This is a genomic window from Pseudomonas sp. P4_C1, assembly GCF_056402155.1.
Genome location: NZ_JBFUHY010000011.1, coordinates 135,995 through 157,482, shown reverse-complemented (window position 1 = coordinate 157,482; position 21,488 = coordinate 135,995). Strand labels below are relative to the sequence as shown.

Genomic DNA, 21,488 nt, shown 5'->3' with positions numbered 1-21,488 from the left:
TCCTGTTGCGGCCCGGTGTTGTCGGGCCGCAGAACCAACTGCAATAAGGACTCCCCATGCGCATTCTCGTGGTCAACGTCAACACCACCGAATCCATTACCCAGGCCATTGCCCGCTCGGCGCAGGCCGTCGCGTCGCCCGGCACGGAAATCGTCGGCCTCACCCCGCACTTCGGCGCCGACTCCATCGAGGGCAACTTCGAAAGTTACCTGGCAGCCATCGCGGTCATGGACCGGGTGATGTCCTACGATCAGCCTTTCGACGCTGTGATCCAGGCCGGCTATGGCGAGCATGGCCGTGAAGGCTTGCAGGAGCTGCTCAATGTGCCAGTGGTGGACATCACCGATGCCGCCGCCAGCACGGCGATGTTCCTCGGTCACGCCTACTCCGTGGTCACCACCCTCGATCGCACCGTGCCGCTGGTCGAAGATCGCCTCAAGCTCTCCGGCCTATGGGACCGTTGCGCCTCGGTACGGGCCAGTGGTTTGGCGGTGCTGGAACTGGAGCACGAACCGCAGCGCGCACTGGAGGCCATCGTGCATCAGGCCGAACTGGCGGTGACCCAGGACAAGGCCGAAGTGATTTGCCTGGGCTGCGGTGGCATGGCCGGGCTGGACGAGCAGATTCGCCGGCGTACCGGGGTACCGGTGGTGGATGGGGTGACGGCGGCGGTGACTATTGCCGAATCGTTGGTGCGGTTGGGGTTGTCGACGTCGAAAGTGCGGACTTACGCAACGCCGCGGCCGAAGAACATCATTGGCTGGCCGGGGCGGTTTGCCCGGTAGACCGCGGCGCCCCGATCGCGAGCAAGCTCGCTCCCACAGGTTTTGCGTCGCGCCTCAGTGATGTGTACGACGCAAAACCTGTGGGAGCGTGGCTTGCCCGCGATGGCCGCACCTCGGTCTGGAGCCAAACTCAAACCGCACTGAACCGCTGCCCCAACCCCCGCTCGGCAAACTGCTCAATGATGAAATCGACAAACGCCCGGGTCTTGCCGGGCAGCAGTTTGTGTTCGGCGTAGTAGATAGAAATGTTGCCGTCGTCGACATACCAGTCCGGCAACACCCGCTGCAACGTCCCCACCTCCAGATAACCCACGGCAAACGGCATGCTCACCAAAGCAATGCCCAAACCCTGGGTCGCCGTGGCGCAGGCGGCTTCCGAATCGCTCATGGTCATCCGCGCCTTGAGGGTCAACGGACTGTGTTGCTGACTACGACTGGTCAACTGCCAGGAACGCACGCGACCGGTCTGCGGCGAGCGGATGAGGATGCCATCGTGATACTTGAGATCGTCCGGCTCGACGATTGCCTCCCGCGCCGCCAGATATTCGGTGGAAGCCACCAACACGCGATGGGCCGGTGTCAGCTTGCGCGCCACCACGCCCTGAGGCAGTTCGAATCCGCCGCCAATCGCGGCGTCGAAGCCTTGTGCAATCAGGTCGACCTGTCGGTTGTCGAAATGCCAGTCCGGGTTGATTGCCGGAAAGCGCCGCAGAAACTCCCCGAGCAACGGCACGATGTACAAGCGCCCGAACACCGTGCCCATGCTGACTTTTAATGTTCCGGCAGGACGCCCTCCGGCGCTGGCGAGATTGGCCACGGCATTCTGGATGGTGTGCAGGCTGCCGCTGACTTCGCCGAGAAACAACTGGCCGGCCTCCGTCAGCGTCAGGCTGCGAGTGCTGCGCTGAAACAATCTGACGCCCAGGCGCGCTTCAAGCTTGGCGACGCTCTTGCCTACCGCCGCCGGTGTCAGGCTCAAACGCCGCGCGGCCTCGGCGAAGCTGCCGACCTCAGCGCTACGCACAAAGCATTCGATACTGCTGAAGGTTTCCATAGGCGCCACTATAAACTTTTGGTTTACACAGACTATCGCAATTATGGTCTACACAGCATGGAATCCTGAATCGATACTAGGCTCCATCAACCGGGACATCTCGCCTCGGGACTTGGAGATCGACATGACTACTCAGAACCTCAGCGGCAAAGTGGCATTGATTCAAGGTGGTTCCCGCGGCATTGGCGCAGCCATCGTCAAGCGCCTGGCTGCTGAAGGCGCGATTGTTGCCTTCACTTATGTCAGCTCGACGGCCAAGGCTGAAGAACTGCAAGACAGCATCACCGCCAAGGGCGGCAAGGCCCTGGCCATCAAGGCCGACAGCGCCGACGCCGACGCCATTCGCGGCGCCGTGTCCGCCACGGTAGACGCTTTCGGTCGCCTGGATATCCTGGTCAACAATGCCGGCGTACTGGCAGTTGCACCGCTGGCCGAGTTCAAACTCGAAGACTTCGACCAAACCCTGGCCATCAACGTGCGCAGCGTGTTCATCGCCACCCAGGCCGCCGCCAAATACATGACCGAAGGCGGACGCATCATCAACATCGGTAGCACCAACGCCGACCGCATGCCCTTCGCCGGTGGCGGCCCATACGCCATGAGCAAGTCGGCACTGGTCGGCCTGACCAAAGGCCTGGCCCGTGATCTCGGCCCGCAGGGCATCACCATCAATAACGTACAACCGGGTCCGGTCGACACCGACATGAACCCGGCCCACGGTGACTTTGCGGAGAGCCTGATCCCGCTGATGGCCGTGGGTCGTTACGGCAAGGCCGAAGAGATCGCCAGCTTCGTCGCCTACCTCGTCAGCCCTGAAGCCGGCTATATCACGGGAGCCAGCCTGACCATCGACGGTGGATTCGGCGCCTGATGCATGTTAGCCAACTGCAATAACTGTGGGAGCGAGCCTGCTCCGGGCGGCGATCCGACGAAATCGGTCGATCAGACGACATCAATGTTGCCTGGCACACCGCCTTCGTCGGATCGCCGCCCGAGCAGGCTCGCTCCCACATTTTCAGTCGTCAGATCCATTCCAGCGCCGGCAAACCAAAAGCGCCCGGCTCGAACGCTTTCAACGTACGAAGAATGCCATCGGCATGTGCGTACCTGGCGTCGGCCATTGCCGCATCCGGAATCGCAATCGCCGTCATCCCCGCCGCTTTCGCCGCAGTGACACCGAAGGGCGAATCCTCGAATACCAGGCAATCTTGCGGTGCTACGCCCAGGCGTCGCGCCGCCGTCAGGAAAATATCCGGTGCCGGTTTGGCCGCACCCACCTCGGGGTCATCGGCGGTGACGATGAAGTCGAACAAGGCGAACCAATCGCGGTGCAAGGTGGTTTTCTGGCCGAACGACTGGCTCGAAGAACTGGTGCCGACGGCAATGGGAATGTTGTTGGCCTTCAGATGCCGTACCAGTTCCTGTGCGCCAGGCATCGCTTGCGCTGCAGGAAAGCGCTCGCGCATCAACGGCTCGCGGATCACCAGAAACTCTTGCGCCGTAATCGGCAAGTCCAGCGCTTCAACCACATAGCGAGCCAGATCGCCCGCGCCCCGGCCAATGATGTTCTGTTTGATGCTCCAGTCGAAGGTTCGGCCGTAACGCGCGGCAATGATGGACGTGACTTCGGTGTAGATGCCCTCCGTGTCCAGCAACAAGCCGTCCATATCGAAAATCACGGCCTTGATCGGGCCGAATGCTTTCAGTGGTGCATTCATCGCATCTGATCCGTTTTTCTAAGGCATCCCGGGCAGCTCAGGTACGGAGTGATGCCCGAATGGATTAAAGGATTCAGCAGCATAGCGAGCGCCGCTGGCTTAGAGCAACGATGAAATCCCGATCCACGCCGAATGGCTCTGCGTGATTTAGCGAATCGCCCTACAGCAAACACCAACTTTCCCGACTTCTTTCCTTGAAGATCCTCCGCAGAGTCTGATGTCCTACATTCCGCCAAGCGAAAGTCCGCAGATGTTCGATCCCCAAAAGGTATTGGCATGCCCCGCGAGCGGCCCTCTGACACTTCGCTCCGGCAAGCATGAACACCACGACGACGCCTCCAGACAGGCAAAAAACCCCAACGGCGACTGTGCTGACACCGTCGAGCACACCGCCACCCACAACTGCCCGGTGTCGATGGTCACTGGCGAGGTATTGCTGACCCTCACGGACAGCACCCTCGACGGGATCTTGCCGTTCGACTTCACCCGCATCTATCGCACCAGTGCCGTCGAGCTCGACACCGGCCTCGGTTTTGGCTGGAGCCATTCGCTGTCCCAGCACCTGGAACTCCACGACGAGCAGGTGCTGTGGATCGACCCCGAAAACCACCGCACGCCATTTCCACGGCCGACGGCGACGCGCCCGGTGATCCACAACAGCCTGTCGCGGGCGGCGCTTTATCTCGGCGAGGAGCCGGACGAACTGATCCTCGCCCTGGCCGGCGACCGAGCGCGGTTCTACCACTTTCATGACGGCCGGCTCAGCGCGATCAGCGACGCCTACGGCAACCGCGTGACGGTGCAGCGGGACCGCTTTGACCGAATCCAACGCCTGGACAACGGCGCCGACCGCGCCTTGCTGCTGCGTTACGACCTCAAGCACCTGATGGCCGTCGATTATCAGGTGTTTCAGCGCAGCGGCCTCGAGGCGCACACCTGGCGCACCGAACAGACACTGGTCAGCTACCGCTACGACGCCCGCCAGCGTCTGATCGAGGCGACCAATGCCGCGGGTGAAAGCGAGCGCTATGACTACGACGAGCAGCACGTCATCCTGCAACGGCAACTGGCCGGCGGCGCGAGTTTCTTCTGGGCGTGGGAACGCTCCGGCAAGGCAGCCCGCTGCATCCATCACTGGGCCTCGTTTGCGCAGATGGAGGTGCGTTACGCCTGGGACGATCAAGGCTGCGTGACGGTGAGCAACGCAGACGGTAGCGAAGAGGTTTACGTTCATGACGACCGCGCGCGGTTGGTGCGCCGGGTCGGGCTGGACGGCGGTGAGCAGCACAAGGCCTACGACGATCAGGGCCGCCTGATCGTCGAGCAGGACGCCCTCGGCGCCGTCACCGAATACCATTATGACGAGGTCGGCCGGCTGATCGCGCTGCTTGCGCCGGATGAGGCGCTCACGTCCTACGAGTATCGCAACGGTTTCCTGCATACCCGCACCCGCGGTCAGGCGACATGGAGCTACCAGCGCAATGCCCAGGGCGACATCACTGCCGTCACCGATCCCGACGGACAGATCATCCGCTATTTCTACGACTCGCAGGGGCGCTTGCTGACGATCCGTTTCCCCGACCAGAGCAGTCACCGGTTTGTCTGGAACGCCTTGGGACAGTTGCTGGAAGAGACCCTGCCGGACGGTGCTCAGCGCACTTTTTCCTACAATGCGTTGGGACGGCGGATTACCCGGCAGAACGAACACGGTGCCGTCACCGGTTATGAGTGGGACGCCGTGGGCCGACTGACCCGGACCACACTGCCCACCGGTGCCCGCCGTGCCTGTCGCTACAACGCCTACGGCCAGGTCACCGCCGACACCGACGAACTGGGACGGGTAACCCGTTACGAATACGCCGACGACTTGCACTTGGTCAGCCGTCGAATCAACCCCGACGGCAGCGCGCTGAAATACCGCTACGACCATGCGCAATTGTTGCTCACCGAGATCGAAAACGAGGTCGGCGACACCTACCGGATGGATTACACCCCAGGCGGATTGATCCGACAGGAGACCGGCTTTGATGGTCGTCGTACCGCCTACAGCTACGACCTCAATGGCCAGTTGCTGGAGAAAACCGAGTTTGGCGACGACGGTTCGCTGCTGGTTACCGCTTATCAACGTGACAGTGCTGGGCGGTTACTGGTCAAAACCTTGCCCGACGGGGTCAAGGTCGAGTACCGCTACGACAGTCTCGGGCGGCTGATCAGTGTCGATGACGGCGAGAACCATCCGCTGGCGTTCGAATACGATCGCCAGGACCGGCTGATTACCGAACATCAGGGCTGGGGCACCCTGCGTTACGGCTACGACGCCTGCGGTCGGCTCAAGCGCCTGCGCCTGCCGGACGCCTGTGCCCTCATCTACCATCACGCCAAGGGGGGCGCCCTCACTGACATCGACCTCAATGGCACGCGCCTGACCAGCCATCGTTTTGTCGGCGGGCGCGAACAGCAACGCCAGCAGGGCCTGCTGCTCAGCGATTACGCCTACGACGAGCAAGGCCGTTTGCAGGCCCATGCCGTCAGCCAAAAGCAACGACCGCTGTATCGCCGCAAGTATGCCTACAGCATCAAGGGCAACCTCCTGCAGATTGCCGACAGCCGCCACGGATCACGTCACTACCAATACGATGCGCTCGACCGCCTGACCGGCGTACGCCACGCCCGCGACCAGTTCGCGGAGAACTTCACCCACGACCCGGCCGGCAACCTGCTGATCCACGACCGCCCCGGCCCGTGTGTGCTCCAGGGCAACCGTTTGCGTCGACGTTACGACAGCCACTACGACTACGACGCCTTCGGCAACCTGATCCGCGAATGCCGCGGTATGCCGACCCAGGTCACCGAATACACCTACGACAGCCAGCACCGCCTGATCGGCGTCAGCACCCCGGACGGTAAACGTGTCAGCTACCGCTACGACGCGTTCGGCCGGCGCATCGGCAAAACCGTCGACGGCCAGACCACGCAATTCTTCTGGCAAGGCGACCAACTCATCGCCGAAAGCGGTCCCCGACACTACCGCAGCTACGTCTATGAGCCCGGCAGCTTCCGTCCGCTGGCGCTGCTCGACGGCAAAGGCCGGGAAGACGCCTGCCCGTTCTACTACCAACTCGACCACCTCGGCACCCCGCAGGAACTGACCAGCTACGCCGGCGTCATCGTCTGGTCGGCCAAATACACCGCCCACGGCAAACTGCGCGAACTGAGCCACGGCGACGGCGACGGCGACGGCGACGGCGAACGACTCGAACAGCCGCTACGGTTTCAGGGGCAATACTTCGACGCTGAGAGCGGTCTGCACTACAACCGGCATCGCTATTACCATCCGGACATCGGTCGTTATCTGACGCCGAATCCGGTCAAGTTGGCCGCAGGGTTGAACCCGTATCGGTACACCCGGAACCCGACGGGGTGGGTTGATCCGTTGGGGTCGAGGGGGAACTGTCCACTGGCGAACAAGGCCGGGGGCTCGGCGACAGATGGGGTGGGCGGGGCAAAGGTTGATGAGGGTGAACCCAATGCGCCCTCTCCAATACCTCAAAACCGATACTTGCATCACGCAGACTCAGGCCACGACTTATCGAGGACTGGGCGATGGACGCATTCGATCAGCTAGACAACCGGTCAATCCGGCAACATGGTTCGATCAATCTTCGTCCTCCTCCTCATCTCCCCACTCAATATTCCCCACATCGCCCGCATCATCAGCGTCGTTAAGCGGCACCGTCGCGTCATCCATCAGCGATCCCGGATCTTCATTGCCGGGATCGTTGATGGATGGCAGTCCGCTCGAGCCTTTTTCTTCCTTGCCTTCGGTTTTCGCAGTCATGGGATGCCTCGCTCAGTCAGTGATGCTTTTTGTGGTGCTTGTTCGAGTGTTTATAACCGTTACCGGAATGGGAGTGACCGCTGTCAGTCCCCAGATCATTGCCGACCGCACCGCCGGCTGCACCGCCCAGGCCTGCGCCGATTGCCGATCCGGTCGAACCGCCAAGACTGTTGCCAACCACCGATCCACCCGCCGCACCCAAACCACCGCCTATCGCTGCCTCGGTACGGCTGTGCCTGGGCGCGGCAACGGCACTACCGGCCGCTCCGCCAACACCCGCACCAATCGCTGCGCCAGTACTGCCGCCCACCTGGCCACCAACCACATTGCCCAACACCCCACCAAGACCACCGCCCACCGCGGCATCTCCATTACCTCCCGCCAGCGCCACCTGCGAGACCAGCAATCCAAAAACAATCGCCGGCAACATTAATCGCCGAGCGCTCAGGCTTCCGTTTCTTTTGCCGCTGGTTTTCGAGTCCATGGTACGCCTCACATTCTTCAAGGGTTTGGAAGGTTTGAGCCGCTGCGGTGTAAAACGTTCATATACGAAAAAGCCCGGCATCAAGCCGGGCTCTTTTCAAATATGAATCAGGATCAGTGACGCTTATGACCATTGGCCAGGTTGCTGCCTACGCCGCCGCCCAATGCACCGCCCAGGCCCGCACCGATGGTGGCACCGGACTTGCCACCAAGGCTGTTACCGATCACCGAACCACCGGCAGCGCCGACACCGCCACCGATAGCAGCGCTGGTGCGATGACCTTTTTTGGCGGCAACTGCGCTGCCCGCCGCGCCAGCCACGCCCGCACCAATCGCTGCGCCAGTGCTGCCGCCCATCTTCTGGCCGACCACGTTACCCAATGCGCCGCCCAAGCCACCGCCCAGCGCGGCAGTGCCGTCACCAGCCATTGCACCTTGAGCAACCAGAAGCCCCAGAACCAGAGCAGGCAGTGTTAAACGCATGACAAAAACCTCAAAAATAGGGGTAAACAAAAAAGGGGGCGAGATTGAATGCTTTTGCGCGGATAAAGTCCAGCACGCCGGTCCAACTTCGCGATTGGCGACGGTTGGACAGCATTTACCGAAAAGGTTTTATCGCGGACAAAAAAAAGCCCGCTGGGGAAACGGGCCAGGTGTTGCTTTCTAACGGATGAGTCGAGATTACGGAGGGTGCTGTGAAAAGTTTGTGAAAGATCACCACTTTAAAATACTTGTCATAAAACCCTTTCAGACATCAAAAAACCCGCTAAATGACGGGGGCTGCCTAACGTTCTATTACTTCCTGACCGGTGCTGTCACCTTGGGTAAGAATTTGCCCTTCAGTACCCGGCACGCCCTGGTCTTGATCTTGCCGACCTCAGTCTGGTCCTCGCCGAAGCTGGCCACATATTGGGTCTGGCCACACTGCACGCAATTGTTGATCGGAAACTCTGCGCCATCGTCCTCGATATACGGATCTGCCATCTCTTCACCCCTTTCAAAAAGCGGGATCGACACCGGCAAGCCCTTTTGCCGAAAAAATATCGACCGCCAAGGTTTTTGAGACTAGACGGTCACCAATGGACCTGCCGTTCTTATTTCCCCGTGAGCGACGAATGGCTTCTCACCTTTCACCCCAACTTGACCGCAGTCCCGGTCACAAACACCACGACCATCCCGCCTTTGCCGGCCGGCATACTGATCTCATAATCAAGCCCGACCACCGCGTCCGCCGAAAGCGCCTGCGCCCTCTCCTTGATCTCATCGGTGGCTTGAATGCGCGCCTCCTTCAACGCCCGCTCCAGTGTTTGGGAACGCCCGCCGAAAAAATCGCGCATCCCCGCAAACACATCACGGACGACGTTGATCCCTTGCACCGACTCGGCGCTGACGATGTCCAGGTAGGCGGTAATTTGCCGGCCTTCAATAGAGTGGGTTGTGGTGGTGATCATGGGTGTTCCTTCCTGTTCAGAAATTCAGCCAGCGCATTGCCGGGAACTGGAAATAGCTGCCGTCTTCAAAACGCACAGTGCGATCAGCGGGGGGGTGGCAAACCGGCCATCCAGCCGGATCGGCTTGTTCACTGCTTAAGCATGGGCCTCGCGATCAAGAACATCAGCGACCCACTGATTGATACTTTTGTGGGCTAACTGAGCTTTCACAGCAACCGTAGCGTGAAGGGCTGGGGCCAGGCGCAGACTGAGATGGCCTGAATAGGGTTTCTGTGGGGTGCGGCCGAGTTTGGCGCAAGTCTCCAGATAATCGGTGACGGCCTCTTCGAATGCGGTGCGAAGTTCTTTGACTGACTCACCGTGAAACCCGACAACATCCTTGATGCCCGCAATGTGGCCGACGAACAGGCCGTCTTCGTCGCTGTACTCGATCCGGGCTGAGTAGCCGTTGTAGGTCATTACGTTCACGGGGTAACTCCTGCTTGTTCAAGGAAAGCCCGGGCGTCACGCACCTGGTAGGGCTTGGCTTCTTTGTCGGGGTGGGGCCGGTGAAAAGTGGCCACCACACCATTCAGTTCAAAACGTACTCGTGAACCATTGCCTTCGATGGTTCTGGCCCCTGCAGCGCCGAACAAGGATTCGATGCGGGACCACTCCATGTTTGCTGGGGCTAGTCTTGAAAATACGGCTTTGAGGGTGCTGAGCTGTTTATTATTCATGGTATTATATCATGATACCGTGCAGGGTTTAGCAACCGCGAATGACATCGCTGATGCGTGGGAGAAGCCTCTAACGCGCGCTTTAAAAAACGCCGCTTATCCAGAACAGGAAAGCGGCGTTTTCGTGTGGAAGGGTTTGTTTTGCACGGTAGGCAGGATATCGGGGTGACTCTCGCCGGGGTTGTAGGCAATTTCCTAGAGTTGCGTAAAGCGTTACGCTTGCTGCGTTTTTAGCTGGTCCCTCCCCCCACGCTAACCTATGTGGCGATCACAGAAGCGCGCCCTGTTTGCTCAGCGTTACTTAGCCAACTCAGGAGCAGGTGCACAGAGTGTTGGATTAACGCCCAGAGACATCAGCAATCAGCCCAGATCCCGGAACCTGTGGTGTTCAAATGGCGAAAGCGCTATCCGGAGGCGGGTCTTGAGGGATTGAACGACCCTGCCTCGAAGTGGCCAGCCTCGCAAGCTCAGCACTCAAAAGATGAAGAAAGCTCTTACGCTGACCACCCAGCGCGTGCCGCGTGAGGCGACGCATTGGAGTGGCAGTGATCAGAGTAGGATAAGATGCCTGCAAATCAGGCTTGCCGTGAGTAGCCCCGCATGACAGATAACAGTCGGAACACCACCCGTCTGATCAAGAAGTACCCGAATCGCCGTCTGTATGACACGCACACCAGCAGTCATTTGACCCTTGCGGATATTCGCCAATTGGTCGTCGATAGAATCCCGTTCGAGGTGGTCGACGCCAAGACTGGCGAGGATCTGACCCGAAGTATTTTGCTGCAGGTCATTCTGGAAGCCGAAAGTGGCGGTGAGCCGATATTCTCCAGCGAGATGCTCATGGGGATTATCCAGTTCTACGGTCCCTACCAGAGCGTCCTCGGCAGCTACCTGGATAAAAGCATCCAGACGGTCATCGACATCCAGTCCCAGACCGGCGCTCAGTCATCTGAAGCCTGGAGCGAGTTCATGCACCAGCAAGCACCGGTCATGCAGGATTTGATGCGCCAGTATGTCGACCAGTCAAAAGCCCTCTACCTGAACACTCAGAACCTCTTCGGCCTGTTCGGCGGCATGCCACCAGGCAAGCCAGGTGCCGGTGGCGGGCCGAAAAAAAATGGCGATGGGGAGTAAACCCATCGCCATCAGTGTAACCGCTTTAATGTGACTTACTTGTTACCGCTAGTAGCCTTGGCACCAGGAGCGGTTTTACCGGCTGCGGCGGTCGCTGCGTCAAAACTGCTCTGGGCAACGTCAGCAGCCTGTTTTACGGCATTCTGTGCGCTTTCAAAAACGGTACCGGCATTCGCCAGCGACGACTTGAACGCGGCCACAACAGGCTCGGAGCCAGCCGGTGCATTCTTGCTGATCACTTCAACGAACTCTTGCACCTGCTGGGTGCCCGCCTCGACCTGACGCGAGGTCAGTTTGGCGATTTCCGAGTGAGTGCCGACAATCAACGCTTGCACTTGGCGATTGAACTCAGCCAGGCGTTCGACTTGCACATTTGGCTGGGTGAAAGAAGTCTGGAGCTCGGTGAGCCCTTGTAGATCACGGACTGCCAGCAGCTTGCGAAAGCCGTCGAACTGCTCCTCGGTGGCGGCCTGCAATGTCTTGAACTGCAATTGGCTGAACTGTTCAACACTGGAGAAGATTTTGCCGCTGATTTGCTGCAGGAGGTCTAGGTTGGCTTTCTGAGCGTCTTGCAATTTTTCCGAGTTAAAAAAAGACATGCTTGAATCTCCTGATGCTGGAAGGCCTACATGGGCCCGAGGACGCGATAGCGATCCTGCCGGTCATCGCGCTAGCCTTAATATTGCAGTGCACAAATCCGTTTAGCAATGATTTCTTGTGCAGTGCACAAAAAATTTTCTTCTCCTGCCTCTTTTCGCTATAGACTCCTAACATCGAACAGCCAGCCAAGCCCTGTTTATTAATGAGGCGCAGGCAGCTTCTTCTCATGCATAACGCCAGGAGATCACCATGGGCCAGGAAGATATTATTGCATCGCAATATGAAAAACCCTCCTCTCAACGCGGCCTGTTCGAACACCTGAGTCATCTGCAGCAGCTCAACACCCTGAATGTCCTTGATGCTTTGCGCCAGCGCCAGGAAAAAACCCTCGCGCCTCTGAAGCGGGGTCAGCTCAGACAACCCACGCCCACTGACTGGCAGGAATACTTCACCGACCTCGGCCAACGCAGCCTGCTGTTCTGGGACACCCTGCGCCAGCGTGGCGATAATACCCTGGCCCATGAACGCGCCGGGTATCCTCTGCTGCTCAAGTTCGATCATGAAACCCTGGTCGCAGGCTCCGACCTCCCACGCCCGGTCAACTATTCACTGTTGCGAATCCTCCCCGGACCAGAGCAAAGAATCGACAGCAACGCCCAGCCGGTGATCATCATTGACCCACGCGGCGGCCACGGCTCGGGAATCGGCGGTTTCAAACAGGATTCGGTATTAGGTGAAAGCCTCAGAGCCGGCCACCCCACCTATTTCATCTCCTTCAGTCACTCACCGCTGCCTGGGCAAACCCTGACCGATATCGTCGAAGCCCAGGCCCGGTTCATCGATGTCGTCAGCGCCCTTCACCCGGCCAACAGCAAGCCGATCATCATCGGTAACTGCCAGGCCGGCTGGGCCTTGATGGGGCTGGCGGCAACACGGCCGGAACTGCCGGGATTGATCATTATCAATGGTGCCCCCTTGTCGTACTGGGCCGGTGTCAATGGACGCAATCCGATGCGCTACATCGGTGGCCTGCTGGGTGGCGGCTGGATGGCTCGCCTGGGCAGCGACCTGGGCAATGGCCGTTTCGACGGTACCTGGCTGGTCAGCAATTTCGAAAACCTGGACCCGGCCAACACCTATTGGGGCAAGTACTACCAGTTGTTCAGCCAGGTCGACAGCGAGGCTGCGCGCTTCCTCGACTTCGAACGCTGGTGGGGCAGCCCGACCCTGCTCAATGGCGAAGAGATCGAGATGATTGTCGATGACCTTTTCATCGGCAACCAGTTGTCCGGCGGTCTCGGCCGCAAGAGCACCGGCATTGACCTGAAACGTATTGAAGCACCGGTGGTGGTGTTCTGTTCCTACGGAGACAACATCACCCCTCCCCAGCAGGCATTGGACTGGATCGCCGATGCCTATCCCAGCGATCTCGCTTTGCATGACGCAGGACGTACCATCGTCTACCTGCGGCACGCCAGCATCGGCCATTTAGGCATTTTTGTTTCCGGCAAAGTGGCGCGGCGCGAACACCGTGGGATGCTCGGCGCGGTCGAAACCATCAAGGCGCTGCCGGCGGGACTGTATGAAATGCTGATTGACGATCTGCCAACCTCCTCAGGCAGCGATGACATGCAATACCGAGTGCGTTTCGAATCAAGGCGAATCGCCGATATCCATGATGACGTCGAGCCGGCCCGTGATGACGATCGCGAATTCTCTCTGGTGGAGCGCGCCTCTGAAATCAACAGCGCGTTTTACGACGGGTTTATACGTCCGTGGCTGCGTCAGATCGTCAACGAGCCAATTGCCGAACTGTTGCGCAGGGTGCACCCCTTCCATCAGCAGCAAGTGCTATGGAGCAGCCTGAATCCGGCGCTGTGGTGGTTAGCCGGGACCGCCTCCCAAGTGAGCAGTGATCGTCATCCTGCACGCAAAGACAACCCGTTGCTGGCCTGGCAAGCGTTGTTTTCCAACCAGATGCAAGACGCCCTGAATGCTTATCGCGATGTGCGTGACGCCACTCAGGAGCTGTGTTTTTACGGTATTTACGGCGCACTGAGTACCCTCACCAGCAACAAGCCTGTGCGAAATCTCCAGGCACATGCCGACCAGCTGGACCAGGCCCTGATCGAACGCCTGCAGGATGCGCTGCCTCATGGCGGCCCTCTGGAAGCATTGGTGCGGATCCTGTTTTTGCTGGGCCGCGACAGCGACAAGGCGGGCAAGGAAAGCATCGAGAAGCTGATCCAGCAGGTGCACCTGCTGGTCCAGGACTACAGCAATGAGCCCACTGCCCTGCGCGAAGCCATCCGATTGCAGAACCTGCTGGTTTTCGCCCACCCGCAGGAAAGCTTGCGCAGCCTGCCTTTGTTGCTACCAGAGGCAAAGGAGCGCCAACAGGTCCTGACAGCCGTTGGGCAATTGATGCCTGAACTGCTGGCGACCGTTGGAGCTGAAGGCGAATTCTGGCGTGAACTGCACGCGCTGCTCGAAGTCCCCCTGCCGGGCTTCAGCCTGACCCAACCACCCGGTGAAACAGTTGTCATCGCGCAGGAGCCCCCTTCGCAGCCACCTGCGGCGCCGCAGATCACACCGCCGCCCGCTCCCGCCAACGTAGTTAAAGCCCCGAAGCGCAAAGCGCGCAAAGGTACAACAGGCCCCAAGCCTCAATGACCCTTCACAAGGGATTAGCGGTGAATCCGTTCGGTGAAGCCTGCGACCTTATGATCTCTGGACAGACCGATGAGGTTCATGGAACGGACCCGCGCGACTTTTTCGACCACAGGCGACAACTCGTCGGTTCGATACTGACCGGGCGTCATACCGAACCAACGGATGCACGCCTTATGGAAGCTGCTGTGATCATGGAAGCCGAGCAGGCAAGTCACATGCTTCAAGTTGAAATGAGAATGGCGCAAATAGAAGTCAGCCATCTGCCGGCGCACATCGTTCAGGACGTCCTTGAATTGCGTGCCATCCTTCTCAAGGCCTCGTTGAAGCGTTCGCTTGCTGATATTCAGTGCCGCCGCAATCGATTCCATATCGCATTGCCCTTGGCCTTGCCCCTGGCTCAAGCGCTCGGTAATCAGCGCGCGAATCCTGCCAACGATAGAGTAACCGGACAACAGGTCCAATTGAGCCTCGGCAAAACTGTCATGGAGCGTGGCCAACGCCTCGTTGGCCATGCTCAACGGACTCAGAAGCTCCTGGCCATCGAACAGGATGCTGTCATATGCCGCCCCGAAACGCAGCGGACAGCCAAAAAGCCGCTGATGCTCCGACGTGTCTTCAGGTTCGGGATAAGTGAACTCCACACTCAACGGTTGCGGTGACTTGCCACCTGCCAGCCAATGGCAGAAACCCAGCAGCGAAGCCAAGGCTGCATCCGTGTATTGCCGGGGTTTGACCGAGCCATGTTGCCGATGATCGAGATTGGCCAATCGGTAATGCTGCTGCTCCTTGACAAGGAAAAGGCTGAATCCGGTACCAATCAACGGGCTGAAACGAACCAGACGTTCAAGCGCCCTTTTCAGATTCGAACTGGACATCATCGTGTAGCCCACGATCTGAAAACTACTGGGATGGAATTCCCCGTAGGCTTTCAAACCGATATTCAGATCATCCGAAGCCTGAGCAGCCAGGTCCCAAAGACGATAGATAATGCTTCGCTCGCAGAATGCTCCTGGTTGACTCACGAACCCGACATCCAGTCCCGCCTCCTGGCACAGACCGGCAAGGTCCAGTCCTTGGGCCAGAAACGTATTCGCCAGCATGCTGGCATAACCCGAACTCATTCTATACATGGCGTCCTCATTGACCAATGGAACCGAACGTCCTGTCCGGAGCCGATACTGACATGCACTGAACATATTTCAACAGTGTTTCAGGAATATTAACTATCCATTGAGTTTTAAGAGTTGATCCAAGTATGGGTGCTCCTCATTTTTTTGCCAGCAGGCCAAAACACCCGCGTGGCACCGATGGACAGGAGAACGTCACCTTCAAACACTTCCGCACGGCCCGTCGATATCGAACAATCTTCTCTCCTGCAGCGCAAAAAAATGGAGTAGATGTATGGAATCGCGTAGTCGCATTGCTTTGGTAACGGGTGGTATGGGCGGTATCGGTACGGCAATCAGCCAACGTCTATACAAGGAAGGATTCAAGGTAATCGTCGGCTGCAGCTCTGATTCCAGCCGCAAGAACGACTGGCGTGCCAGCCAACTGGAGGCAGGTTACGAGTTCGAGTTCATCTATGGGGACGTCACCGATTGGGAGTCAACCCGCAAGGCTTTCGAGATGGCCCGTGAACAATTCGGCCCGATCGATGTGCTGGTCAACAACGCCGGCATCACCCGCGACGCGTCTTTTCGCAAGCTCACCCCGGAAGACTGGAACAGCGTGATCGGGACCAACCTGACGGGCTTGTTCAACACCACCAAGCAAGTCATTGAAGGCATGTTGTCCAAAGGCTGGGGGCGGATCATCAATATCTCCTCCATCAACGGTCAGCGTGGCCAGTTCGGTCAGACCAACTACTCCGCCGCCAAGGCTGGCATCCATGGTTTCACCATGGCACTGGCCCGGGAAGTCTCCGGCAAGGGCGTGACCGTCAATACCGTATCCCCAGGCTACATCCAGACCTCCATGACCGCGGCAATTCGTCCGGACATTCTGGAAGGCATGATCGCAGCAACTCCGGTTGGTCGCCTTGGCCAACCCGAAGAGATCGCCTCAATCGTGGCCTGGCTGGCATCCGATGAGTCCGCCTACAGCACCGGTGCCGATTTCTCGGTAAACGGCGGCATGAACATGCAATAACCCCCGATCAGGGCAGGAATGCCCTGGTTTGCTCGACGAATTTTGTCTTTTCGATGAGGTCACGCATGAACGAAGTCGTAATCGTTGCCGCTACTCGTACCGCCATTGGCAGCTTCCAGGGTGCTCTGTCTGCAATTCCCGCAACCGAACTGGGTGCCGCAGTGATTCGCCGCTTGCTGGAGCAGACGGGTATCGATGCCGCTCAAATTGATGAAGTGATACTCGGCCAGGTACTCACTGCCGGCGCTGGGCAGAACCCGGCACGCCAGACAGCGATCAAGGCTGGCTTGCCACACACCACGCCTGCCCTGACCTTGAACAAGGTCTGCGGCTCTGGTCTCAAGGCGGTCCATCTTGCCGTCCAGGCAATCCGTTGCGGCGACGCGGAACTGGTCATCGCTGGCGGTCAGGAAAATATGAGTCTGGCCCCCTATGTTCTGCCCAAGGCACGCACCGGCTTGCGTATGGGCCATGCGCAACTGCAAGACAGCATGATCCAGGATGGCCTGTGGGACGCCTTCAACGACTACCACATGGGCATCACCGCCGAGAATCTGGCGCAGAAGTACGAGATCTCTCGTGAAGCGCAGGATGCCTTCTCCGCAGCCTCGCAACAGAAGGCCGCCGCAGCCATTGAGGGCGGGCGTTTCCAGAGCGAGATCACCCCGATCCTGATTCCTCAGCGCAAGGGCGAACCGCTGGTCTTCGACACCGACGAACAGCCGCGTATCGACAGCACTGCGCAAGCGTTGGCGAAACTCAAACCGGCATTCCAGAAAGACGGCAGCGTGACCGCCGGCAACGCTTCGACCCTCAACGATGGTGCGGCCGTGCTGTTGCTGGCCAGCGCCGCTAAAGCACAAGCACTGGGCCTTCCGGTACTGGCACGGATCAAAGCCTATGCCAGCGCCGGCGTGGACCCGTCGATCATGGGCATCGGCCCAGTCCCGGCTACACGCCTGACCCTGCAAAAGGCCGGCTGGAGCGTCGAGGACCTGGACCTGATCGAAGCCAACGAAGCCTTCGCCGCCCAGGCGCTGGCGGTTGGCAAAGAGTTGGGTTGGGACACCAGCAAGGTCAACGTCAACGGCGGCGCGATCGCCCTTGGCCATCCGATCGGCGCTTCGGGGGCACGGATTCTGGTGTCGCTGGTGCACGAACTGATCCGTCGCGACGGCAAGAAGGGGCTGGCCACTTTGTGCATCGGCGGCGGACAAGGCGTCGGCCTGGCTATCGAGCGCTAACCAACGGCATCTGGGTAGCCCATGCGCGGACTTGAGACCCTTGTTCCGCGCATCGGATCGGCGTCAAGTTGGCGTCAGACAACGCTGCCCGCATTCCTGCCGTCGCTACGCCGGAGTCCGGCAAAGCGCGGCTTTTTTTCTGCCCGGCTCATCTGTATGGGCAAGGAACTTTATGGACAACAACGCGCATACATTCAAAACCTATTGGTCAGGCCAGGTTCCGTTCATCGCTTCCTTTGCAGTGCAACAATTACGCCAATGGGTCAGCACTAATCCGTGGTTTTCCGGGCATGAGCACGGCGCCTGGTTCGAGTTACCTCGCGAAACCCTGGACAGCCTTCAAGCGGACTACCAGGTTCAATGGGGCCAACTCGGCCAAAAACTGCTGACCGGCCAACCCTTCAGCTTCGATGATCGACGCTTCTCCAGCGGCAACTGGAGCGAGCCACTGTTCGGCTCGCTCGCCGCGTTTTACCTGCTCAACGCAAGCTTTCTCCTGAAACTGCTCGACAAGCTGCTGATCGACGAAAAAAAACCGCGCCAACGCCTGCGCTATCTGGTGGAGCAAGCCATTGCCGCCAGTGCGCCAAGCAATTTCCTGATCAGTAACCCTGATGCGCTCCAGCGTGTGGTTGAGACTCAAGGTGCCAGCCTGCTCACAGGTATGCAGCATCTGGCCAGCGACATGAACGAAGGCAAAATGCGCCAGTGTGATAGCGGTGCCTTCAAGGTTGGCGTTGATCTGGCCAGCACCCCCGGCGAAATCGTCTTCGAGAATCACCTCTTCCAGCTCATTCAGTACTACCCGCAAAGCGAAACCCAGTACCGACACCCGGTATTCGTCGTACCGCCATCGATCAACAAGTACTACATCCTTGATCTGCGCCCGGACAACTCGATGGTCCGCCACCTGCTGGAACAGGGACATCCCGTATTCCTGATGTCCTGGCGCAACTTTGACGAGGAACACGCTGGCACCACCTGGGATGACCTGATTGAACACGGGGTAATCAACGCCTTGCAGGTGACCCGCAATATCAGTGGCGAGCAGCGACTCAATTGCGTGGGCTTCTGCATCGGCGGCACCCTGCTGAGCACGGCGCTGGCAGTACTTGCTGCACGCGGCGACAGGGAGATCGCCAGCGTGAGCCTGTTCACCACGTTCCTTGACTACCTGGATACCGGCCCCATCGACATATTCGTCGACGAAGAACTGGTGGCCTATCGAGAGCGCACCATCGGCGGCATGAATGGTCCCATCGGTCTGTTTCGTGGTGAGGACATGGGCAATACCTTTTCCCTACTGCGCCCCAACGAGCTGTGGTGGAACTACAACGTCGACAAATACCTCAAGGGGCAGAAGCCGATCCCGCTTGATCTGCTGTTCTGGAACAACGACAGCACCAACCTTCCGGGGCCGATGTACTGCTGGTATCTGCGCCACACCTATCTGCAGAACGATTTGAAATCAGGCGAGCTGGAGTGCTGTGGGGTCAAGCTTGATTTGCGTGCAATTGACGCTCCCGCTTACATCCTCGCCACCCATGACGATCACATCGTGCCCTGGAAAAGCGCCTACGCCAGCACCAACCTGCTCTCCGGGGCCAAGCGTTTTGTATTAGGAGCTTCAGGGCATATCGCCGGCGTCATCAATCCACCGGCCAAGCAGAAGCGCCATTACTGGACCAATAATCGGGTCACGAAAAACCCGGAGACCTGGTTCAAGAATGCTGAGCAGCAACCCGGTAGCTGGTGGAATGATTGGTTCAACTGGCTGGCGGGACACTCCGGCGAGCGCCAACCAGCGGTTGCGCACATAGGGAATGACAAATTCCCGCCTCTGGAGCCGGCGCCAGGCAGTTATGTAAAGCAATGAAAGACTGAAATGCCCTGCTGCATGACTTCATGCAGCAGGTCAACTGCGGATCATTTGTTTCGGTACAAGGAAAGAGGCCCCATGAGCACCGCGTTGCGCATCAACGAAGCACTTTTGATTGCCGGGCACGCATTCGAACCTTTTCAATGCGTCGCCTGGGCCGCGCAAGACGGTAATGGCGAACTGAGCCTGACCGTCATCGACCGGGCAGCCACTCGTATTTGTCGCAAACAGATTCCAAGCAGTACCTATTCCGACCCGGCGCAGCTGGAAAACCTGCTGGAAGAGGTACGCGCCGAGTTGAGCCTGGGGGGCTACACGCTGCAATCCTGGGCAATGCCAGGGTAAACATTCTCGCGGATCGCTACCAGGATGTGAGGCAAATATTGGGCACGGGGCGACAATCCATTTCATCCCTGATGGAATGATTTGCCGGGCTGGAGTTTTTTCAGAAACGCAGAAACGAAAAAGCCCTGAATAATCAGGGCTTTTTCGTATAAATGTGGCGGTGAAGGAGAGATTCGAACTCTCGATACAGTTTCCTGTATACACACTTTCCAGGCGTGCTCCTTAAGCCACTCGGACACTTCACCGTATCTCTTCAAACAAGTTCTGTCTGTCGAGGCGCGCTAATGTAGTCGAAAGCTTTTCCGATGGCAAACATTTTTTTCAGAATTTTCATGCGGTTAACGCGATTCAGCGTTTCCGGTCGCTCGGGGCCATGGCAAACCGGCCAATCTCCGGCTTCGTGCCCTCTTCTATATAGAGGGGAATGCGCGGCAGGCACGGAGGGCTGCGCCTGGCGGGCAGGCAAAGGGTGACTGGCGGGTCAGTCACGGCGCTTTACCTGGCCTGCGGCGGTGGGTAACGTCTGCCCAACTTTATTGAAAGGAATAGCGTCATGAGTGAGTTGATTTCCTACCATCTCGAAGACGGTATCGCGACCCTGACCTTGAGCAATGGCAAGGTCAATGCCATCTCCCCGGATGTGATTGCCGAGCTCAATGCTGCGCTGGATCAGGCCGTGACTGATCGTGCGGTGGTGATCATTACTGGCCAGCCGGGCATTCTCTCCGGTGGTTATGACTTGAAGGTGATGACGGCCGGCCCTAAAGAAGCCGTGGCACTGGTGACCTCCGGCTCGACCCTGGCCCGCCGCCTGCTGTCGCATCCCTTCCCGGTGATCGTTGCGTGCCCGGGGCATGCGGTGGCCAAGGGCGCGTTTCTGCTGTTGTCGGCCGACTATCGCATTGGCGTAGACGGTGCGTTCAGCATTGGCCTGAACGAAGTGCAGATCGGCATGACCATGCACCACGCGGGCATTGAGATCGCACGTGATCGCCTGAACAAAGTGGCGCTTCAGCGTTCGGTGGTCAACGGCGAGATGTTCAGTCCACAAGGCGCCGTGGCTGCCGGTTTCCTTGATGTCGTGGTCTCGGCTGAAGAACTGCAAGGCGCGGCACTGGCGGCGGCTCGCCAGTTGAAGAAGATCAACATGACCGCGCACAAGAACACCAAATTGAAAGTACGCAAAGCGCTGCTGGAGGCCCTGGACAACGCAATCATCCAGGACCAGGAACATTTGGGTTAAGCCCGGATCTGCTGCAACGAAAGCCCGACCGTCGTGTCGGGCTTTTTCATACATGCCTCTTCATACATACCTGTGTTAAACCTCTGTAACCGCTCTAGATCGCTTCTGACCGATTGGTCGGAAACATCAGCACAAACATCGGCTATCTCCCACTTTCCTGGGAGCAATTGCCGA

General features: G+C 58.8%; 21 protein-coding genes, 1 tRNA gene and 1 pseudogene. 11 read left to right on the top strand and 12 right to left on the bottom strand.

What is annotated here, in order from left to right:
* The first annotated feature begins 56 nt into the window (after positions 1-56).
* Positions 57-785, top strand: a complete 729-nt coding sequence (locus AC1DU9_RS10470) for an aspartate/glutamate racemase family protein (protein ID WP_223462948.1) — start codon at positions 57-59, stop codon at positions 783-785.
* A 130-nt stretch (positions 786-915) separates the two neighbouring features.
* Here the strand turns inward: AC1DU9_RS10470 and AC1DU9_RS10465 are convergent, their stop codons facing one another.
* Positions 916-1,839 carry a LysR family transcriptional regulator gene (locus AC1DU9_RS10465; protein ID WP_414876814.1) on the bottom strand — a complete coding sequence of 308 codons (924 nt, stop codon included), beginning with the start codon at positions 1,837-1,839 and terminating at the stop codon, positions 916-918.
* A gap of 124 nt (positions 1,840-1,963) precedes the next feature.
* On the opposite strand from AC1DU9_RS10465, the gene AC1DU9_RS10460 reads away from it, so the two are divergent.
* Entirely contained in the window at positions 1,964-2,710 is a 747-nt protein-coding gene (locus AC1DU9_RS10460) for a 3-oxoacyl-ACP reductase family protein (RefSeq protein WP_477810101.1), read from the top strand.
* Positions 2,711-2,861: 151 nt separating this feature from the next.
* Here the strand turns inward: AC1DU9_RS10460 and AC1DU9_RS10455 are convergent, their stop codons facing one another.
* Positions 2,862-3,557, bottom strand: coding sequence for an HAD-IA family hydrolase (locus AC1DU9_RS10455; RefSeq protein WP_477810100.1), 696 nt, complete (start codon positions 3,555-3,557; stop codon positions 2,862-2,864).
* A 415-nt stretch (positions 3,558-3,972) separates the two neighbouring features.
* Between AC1DU9_RS10455 and AC1DU9_RS10450 the strand changes: the two genes are divergently transcribed.
* Positions 3,973-7,182 carry an RHS repeat-associated core domain-containing protein gene (locus AC1DU9_RS10450; RefSeq protein WP_477810105.1) on the top strand — a complete coding sequence of 1,070 codons (3,210 nt, stop codon included), beginning with the start codon at positions 3,973-3,975 and terminating at the stop codon, positions 7,180-7,182.
* A 30-nt stretch (positions 7,183-7,212) separates the two neighbouring features.
* Here AC1DU9_RS10450 and AC1DU9_RS10445 read toward each other — a convergent pair whose 3' ends face one another.
* From AC1DU9_RS10445 to AC1DU9_RS10415, 7 genes are all read right to left on the bottom strand, one after another.
* The gene (locus AC1DU9_RS10445) at positions 7,213-7,395 is read right to left on the bottom strand and encodes a hypothetical protein (RefSeq protein WP_477810099.1); all 183 of its coding nucleotides are present in this window, start codon (positions 7,393-7,395) and stop codon (positions 7,213-7,215) included.
* A gap of 16 nt (positions 7,396-7,411) precedes the next feature.
* A complete protein-coding gene (locus tag AC1DU9_RS10440) occupies positions 7,412-7,879 on the bottom strand; it encodes a glycine zipper domain-containing protein (protein ID WP_223462221.1) in 468 nt (155 codons plus the stop codon).
* A 113-nt stretch (positions 7,880-7,992) separates the two neighbouring features.
* Positions 7,993-8,361: a hypothetical protein gene (locus tag AC1DU9_RS10435; protein ID WP_007988063.1), complete on the bottom strand. Its 369-nt coding sequence runs from the start codon at positions 8,359-8,361 to the stop codon at positions 7,993-7,995.
* A 312-nt stretch (positions 8,362-8,673) separates the two neighbouring features.
* Complete coding sequence (locus AC1DU9_RS10430; RefSeq protein WP_015096086.1) at positions 8,674-8,862, bottom strand: hypothetical protein; 189 nt, start codon at positions 8,860-8,862, stop codon at positions 8,674-8,676.
* 146 nt (positions 8,863-9,008) lie between these two features.
* Positions 9,009-9,329: a YbjQ family protein gene (locus AC1DU9_RS10425; protein ID WP_477810098.1), complete on the bottom strand. Its 321-nt coding sequence runs from the start codon at positions 9,327-9,329 to the stop codon at positions 9,009-9,011.
* Between the two features lie 135 nt (positions 9,330-9,464).
* Positions 9,465-9,797 carry a type II toxin-antitoxin system HicB family antitoxin gene (locus AC1DU9_RS10420; protein ID WP_477810097.1) on the bottom strand — a complete coding sequence of 111 codons (333 nt, stop codon included), beginning with the start codon at positions 9,795-9,797 and terminating at the stop codon, positions 9,465-9,467.
* Positions 9,794-10,048, bottom strand: coding sequence for a type II toxin-antitoxin system HicA family toxin (locus tag AC1DU9_RS10415; RefSeq protein WP_477810096.1), 255 nt, complete (start codon positions 10,046-10,048; stop codon positions 9,794-9,796). The genes AC1DU9_RS10420 and AC1DU9_RS10415 overlap by 4 nt, the downstream gene beginning before the upstream one ends.
* 334 nt (positions 10,049-10,382) lie before the next feature.
* On the opposite strand from AC1DU9_RS10415, the pseudogene AC1DU9_RS10410 reads away from it, so the two are divergent.
* A pseudogene (locus tag AC1DU9_RS10410) lies at positions 10,383-10,589 on the top strand (helix-turn-helix domain-containing protein); the annotation flags it as partial.
* Between the two features lie 59 nt (positions 10,590-10,648).
* Positions 10,649-11,182, top strand: coding sequence for a polyhydroxyalkanoate synthesis repressor PhaR (gene phaR / locus AC1DU9_RS10405; RefSeq protein ID WP_223462217.1), 534 nt, complete (start codon positions 10,649-10,651; stop codon positions 11,180-11,182).
* 35 nt (positions 11,183-11,217) lie between these two features.
* On the opposite strand, the gene phaP is transcribed toward phaR, so the two are convergent.
* Positions 11,218-11,781: a TIGR01841 family phasin gene (phaP, locus tag AC1DU9_RS10400; protein WP_223462216.1), complete on the bottom strand. Its 564-nt coding sequence runs from the start codon at positions 11,779-11,781 to the stop codon at positions 11,218-11,220.
* A gap of 250 nt (positions 11,782-12,031) precedes the next feature.
* On the opposite strand from phaP, the gene AC1DU9_RS10395 reads away from it, so the two are divergent.
* A complete protein-coding gene (locus AC1DU9_RS10395; RefSeq protein WP_477810095.1) occupies positions 12,032-14,455 on the top strand; it encodes a DUF3141 domain-containing protein in 2,424 nt (807 codons plus the stop codon).
* 14 nt (positions 14,456-14,469) lie between these two features.
* Here AC1DU9_RS10395 and AC1DU9_RS10390 read toward each other — a convergent pair whose 3' ends face one another.
* Positions 14,470-15,585, bottom strand: coding sequence for an AraC family transcriptional regulator (locus AC1DU9_RS10390; RefSeq protein WP_317851125.1), 1,116 nt, complete (start codon positions 15,583-15,585; stop codon positions 14,470-14,472).
* Positions 15,586-15,856: 271 nt separating this feature from the next.
* Between AC1DU9_RS10390 and phbB the strand changes: the two genes are divergently transcribed.
* From phbB to AC1DU9_RS10370, 4 genes are all read left to right on the top strand, one after another.
* On the top strand, positions 15,857-16,603 hold the full coding sequence (gene phbB, locus AC1DU9_RS10385; protein WP_007988010.1) for an acetoacetyl-CoA reductase: 747 nt from the start codon (positions 15,857-15,859) through the stop codon (positions 16,601-16,603).
* 65 nt (positions 16,604-16,668) lie between these two features.
* On the top strand, positions 16,669-17,847 hold the full coding sequence (locus tag AC1DU9_RS10380; protein WP_108218947.1) for an acetyl-CoA C-acetyltransferase: 1,179 nt from the start codon (positions 16,669-16,671) through the stop codon (positions 17,845-17,847).
* A gap of 172 nt (positions 17,848-18,019) precedes the next feature.
* On the top strand, positions 18,020-19,723 hold the full coding sequence (gene phaC, locus AC1DU9_RS10375) for a class I poly(R)-hydroxyalkanoic acid synthase (protein WP_477810094.1): 1,704 nt from the start codon (positions 18,020-18,022) through the stop codon (positions 19,721-19,723).
* Between the two features lie 81 nt (positions 19,724-19,804).
* Positions 19,805-20,071: a hypothetical protein gene (locus AC1DU9_RS10370; protein ID WP_223462212.1), complete on the top strand. Its 267-nt coding sequence runs from the start codon at positions 19,805-19,807 to the stop codon at positions 20,069-20,071.
* A 155-nt stretch (positions 20,072-20,226) separates the two neighbouring features.
* On the opposite strand, the gene AC1DU9_RS10365 is transcribed toward AC1DU9_RS10370, so the two are convergent.
* Positions 20,227-20,316, bottom strand: a tRNA-Ser gene (locus AC1DU9_RS10365).
* 308 nt (positions 20,317-20,624) lie between these two features.
* On the opposite strand from AC1DU9_RS10365, the gene AC1DU9_RS10360 reads away from it, so the two are divergent.
* The gene (locus AC1DU9_RS10360) at positions 20,625-21,314 is read left to right on the top strand and encodes a crotonase/enoyl-CoA hydratase family protein (RefSeq protein WP_223462211.1); all 690 of its coding nucleotides are present in this window, start codon (positions 20,625-20,627) and stop codon (positions 21,312-21,314) included.
* The last annotated feature ends 174 nt before the right edge of the window (positions 21,315-21,488 follow it).

Bases quoted from the DNA above. Each gene is read 5' to 3' on its own strand.
- phaR (WP_223462217.1), top strand. From the start codon at position 10,649: ATGACAGATAACAGTCGGAACACCACCCGTCTGATCAAGAAGTACCCG.
- AC1DU9_RS10445 (WP_477810099.1), bottom strand. From the start codon at position 7,395: ATGACTGCGAAAACCGAAGGCAAGGAAGAAAAAGGCTCGAGCGGACTG.
- AC1DU9_RS10425 (WP_477810098.1), bottom strand. From the start codon at position 9,329: ATGATCACCACCACAACCCACTCTATTGAAGGCCGGCAAATTACCGCC.
- AC1DU9_RS10395 (WP_477810095.1), top strand. From the start codon at position 12,032: ATGGGCCAGGAAGATATTATTGCATCGCAATATGAAAAACCCTCCTCT.
- phaP (WP_223462216.1), bottom strand. From the start codon at position 11,781: ATGTCTTTTTTTAACTCGGAAAAATTGCAAGACGCTCAGAAAGCCAAC.
- AC1DU9_RS10460 (WP_477810101.1), top strand. From the start codon at position 1,964: ATGACTACTCAGAACCTCAGCGGCAAAGTGGCATTGATTCAAGGTGGT.
- AC1DU9_RS10435 (WP_007988063.1), bottom strand. From the start codon at position 8,361: ATGCGTTTAACACTGCCTGCTCTGGTTCTGGGGCTTCTGGTTGCTCAA.
- AC1DU9_RS10415 (WP_477810096.1), bottom strand. From the start codon at position 10,048: ATGAATAATAAACAGCTCAGCACCCTCAAAGCCGTATTTTCAAGACTA.
- AC1DU9_RS10390 (WP_317851125.1), bottom strand. From the start codon at position 15,585: ATGTATAGAATGAGTTCGGGTTATGCCAGCATGCTGGCGAATACGTTT.
- phbB (WP_007988010.1), top strand. From the start codon at position 15,857: ATGGAATCGCGTAGTCGCATTGCTTTGGTAACGGGTGGTATGGGCGGT.
- AC1DU9_RS10360 (WP_223462211.1), top strand. From the start codon at position 20,625: ATGAGTGAGTTGATTTCCTACCATCTCGAAGACGGTATCGCGACCCTG.
- AC1DU9_RS10430 (WP_015096086.1), bottom strand. From the start codon at position 8,862: ATGGCAGATCCGTATATCGAGGACGATGGCGCAGAGTTTCCGATCAAC.
- AC1DU9_RS10440 (WP_223462221.1), bottom strand. From the start codon at position 7,879: ATGGACTCGAAAACCAGCGGCAAAAGAAACGGAAGCCTGAGCGCTCGG.
- AC1DU9_RS10380 (WP_108218947.1), top strand. From the start codon at position 16,669: ATGAACGAAGTCGTAATCGTTGCCGCTACTCGTACCGCCATTGGCAGC.
- AC1DU9_RS10455 (WP_477810100.1), bottom strand. From the start codon at position 3,557: ATGAATGCACCACTGAAAGCATTCGGCCCGATCAAGGCCGTGATTTTC.
- AC1DU9_RS10465 (WP_414876814.1), bottom strand. From the start codon at position 1,839: ATGGAAACCTTCAGCAGTATCGAATGCTTTGTGCGTAGCGCTGAGGTC.
- AC1DU9_RS10370 (WP_223462212.1), top strand. From the start codon at position 19,805: ATGAGCACCGCGTTGCGCATCAACGAAGCACTTTTGATTGCCGGGCAC.
- AC1DU9_RS10470 (WP_223462948.1), top strand. From the start codon at position 57: ATGCGCATTCTCGTGGTCAACGTCAACACCACCGAATCCATTACCCAG.
- AC1DU9_RS10450 (WP_477810105.1), top strand. From the start codon at position 3,973: ATGGTCACTGGCGAGGTATTGCTGACCCTCACGGACAGCACCCTCGAC.
- phaC (WP_477810094.1), top strand. From the start codon at position 18,020: ATGGACAACAACGCGCATACATTCAAAACCTATTGGTCAGGCCAGGTT.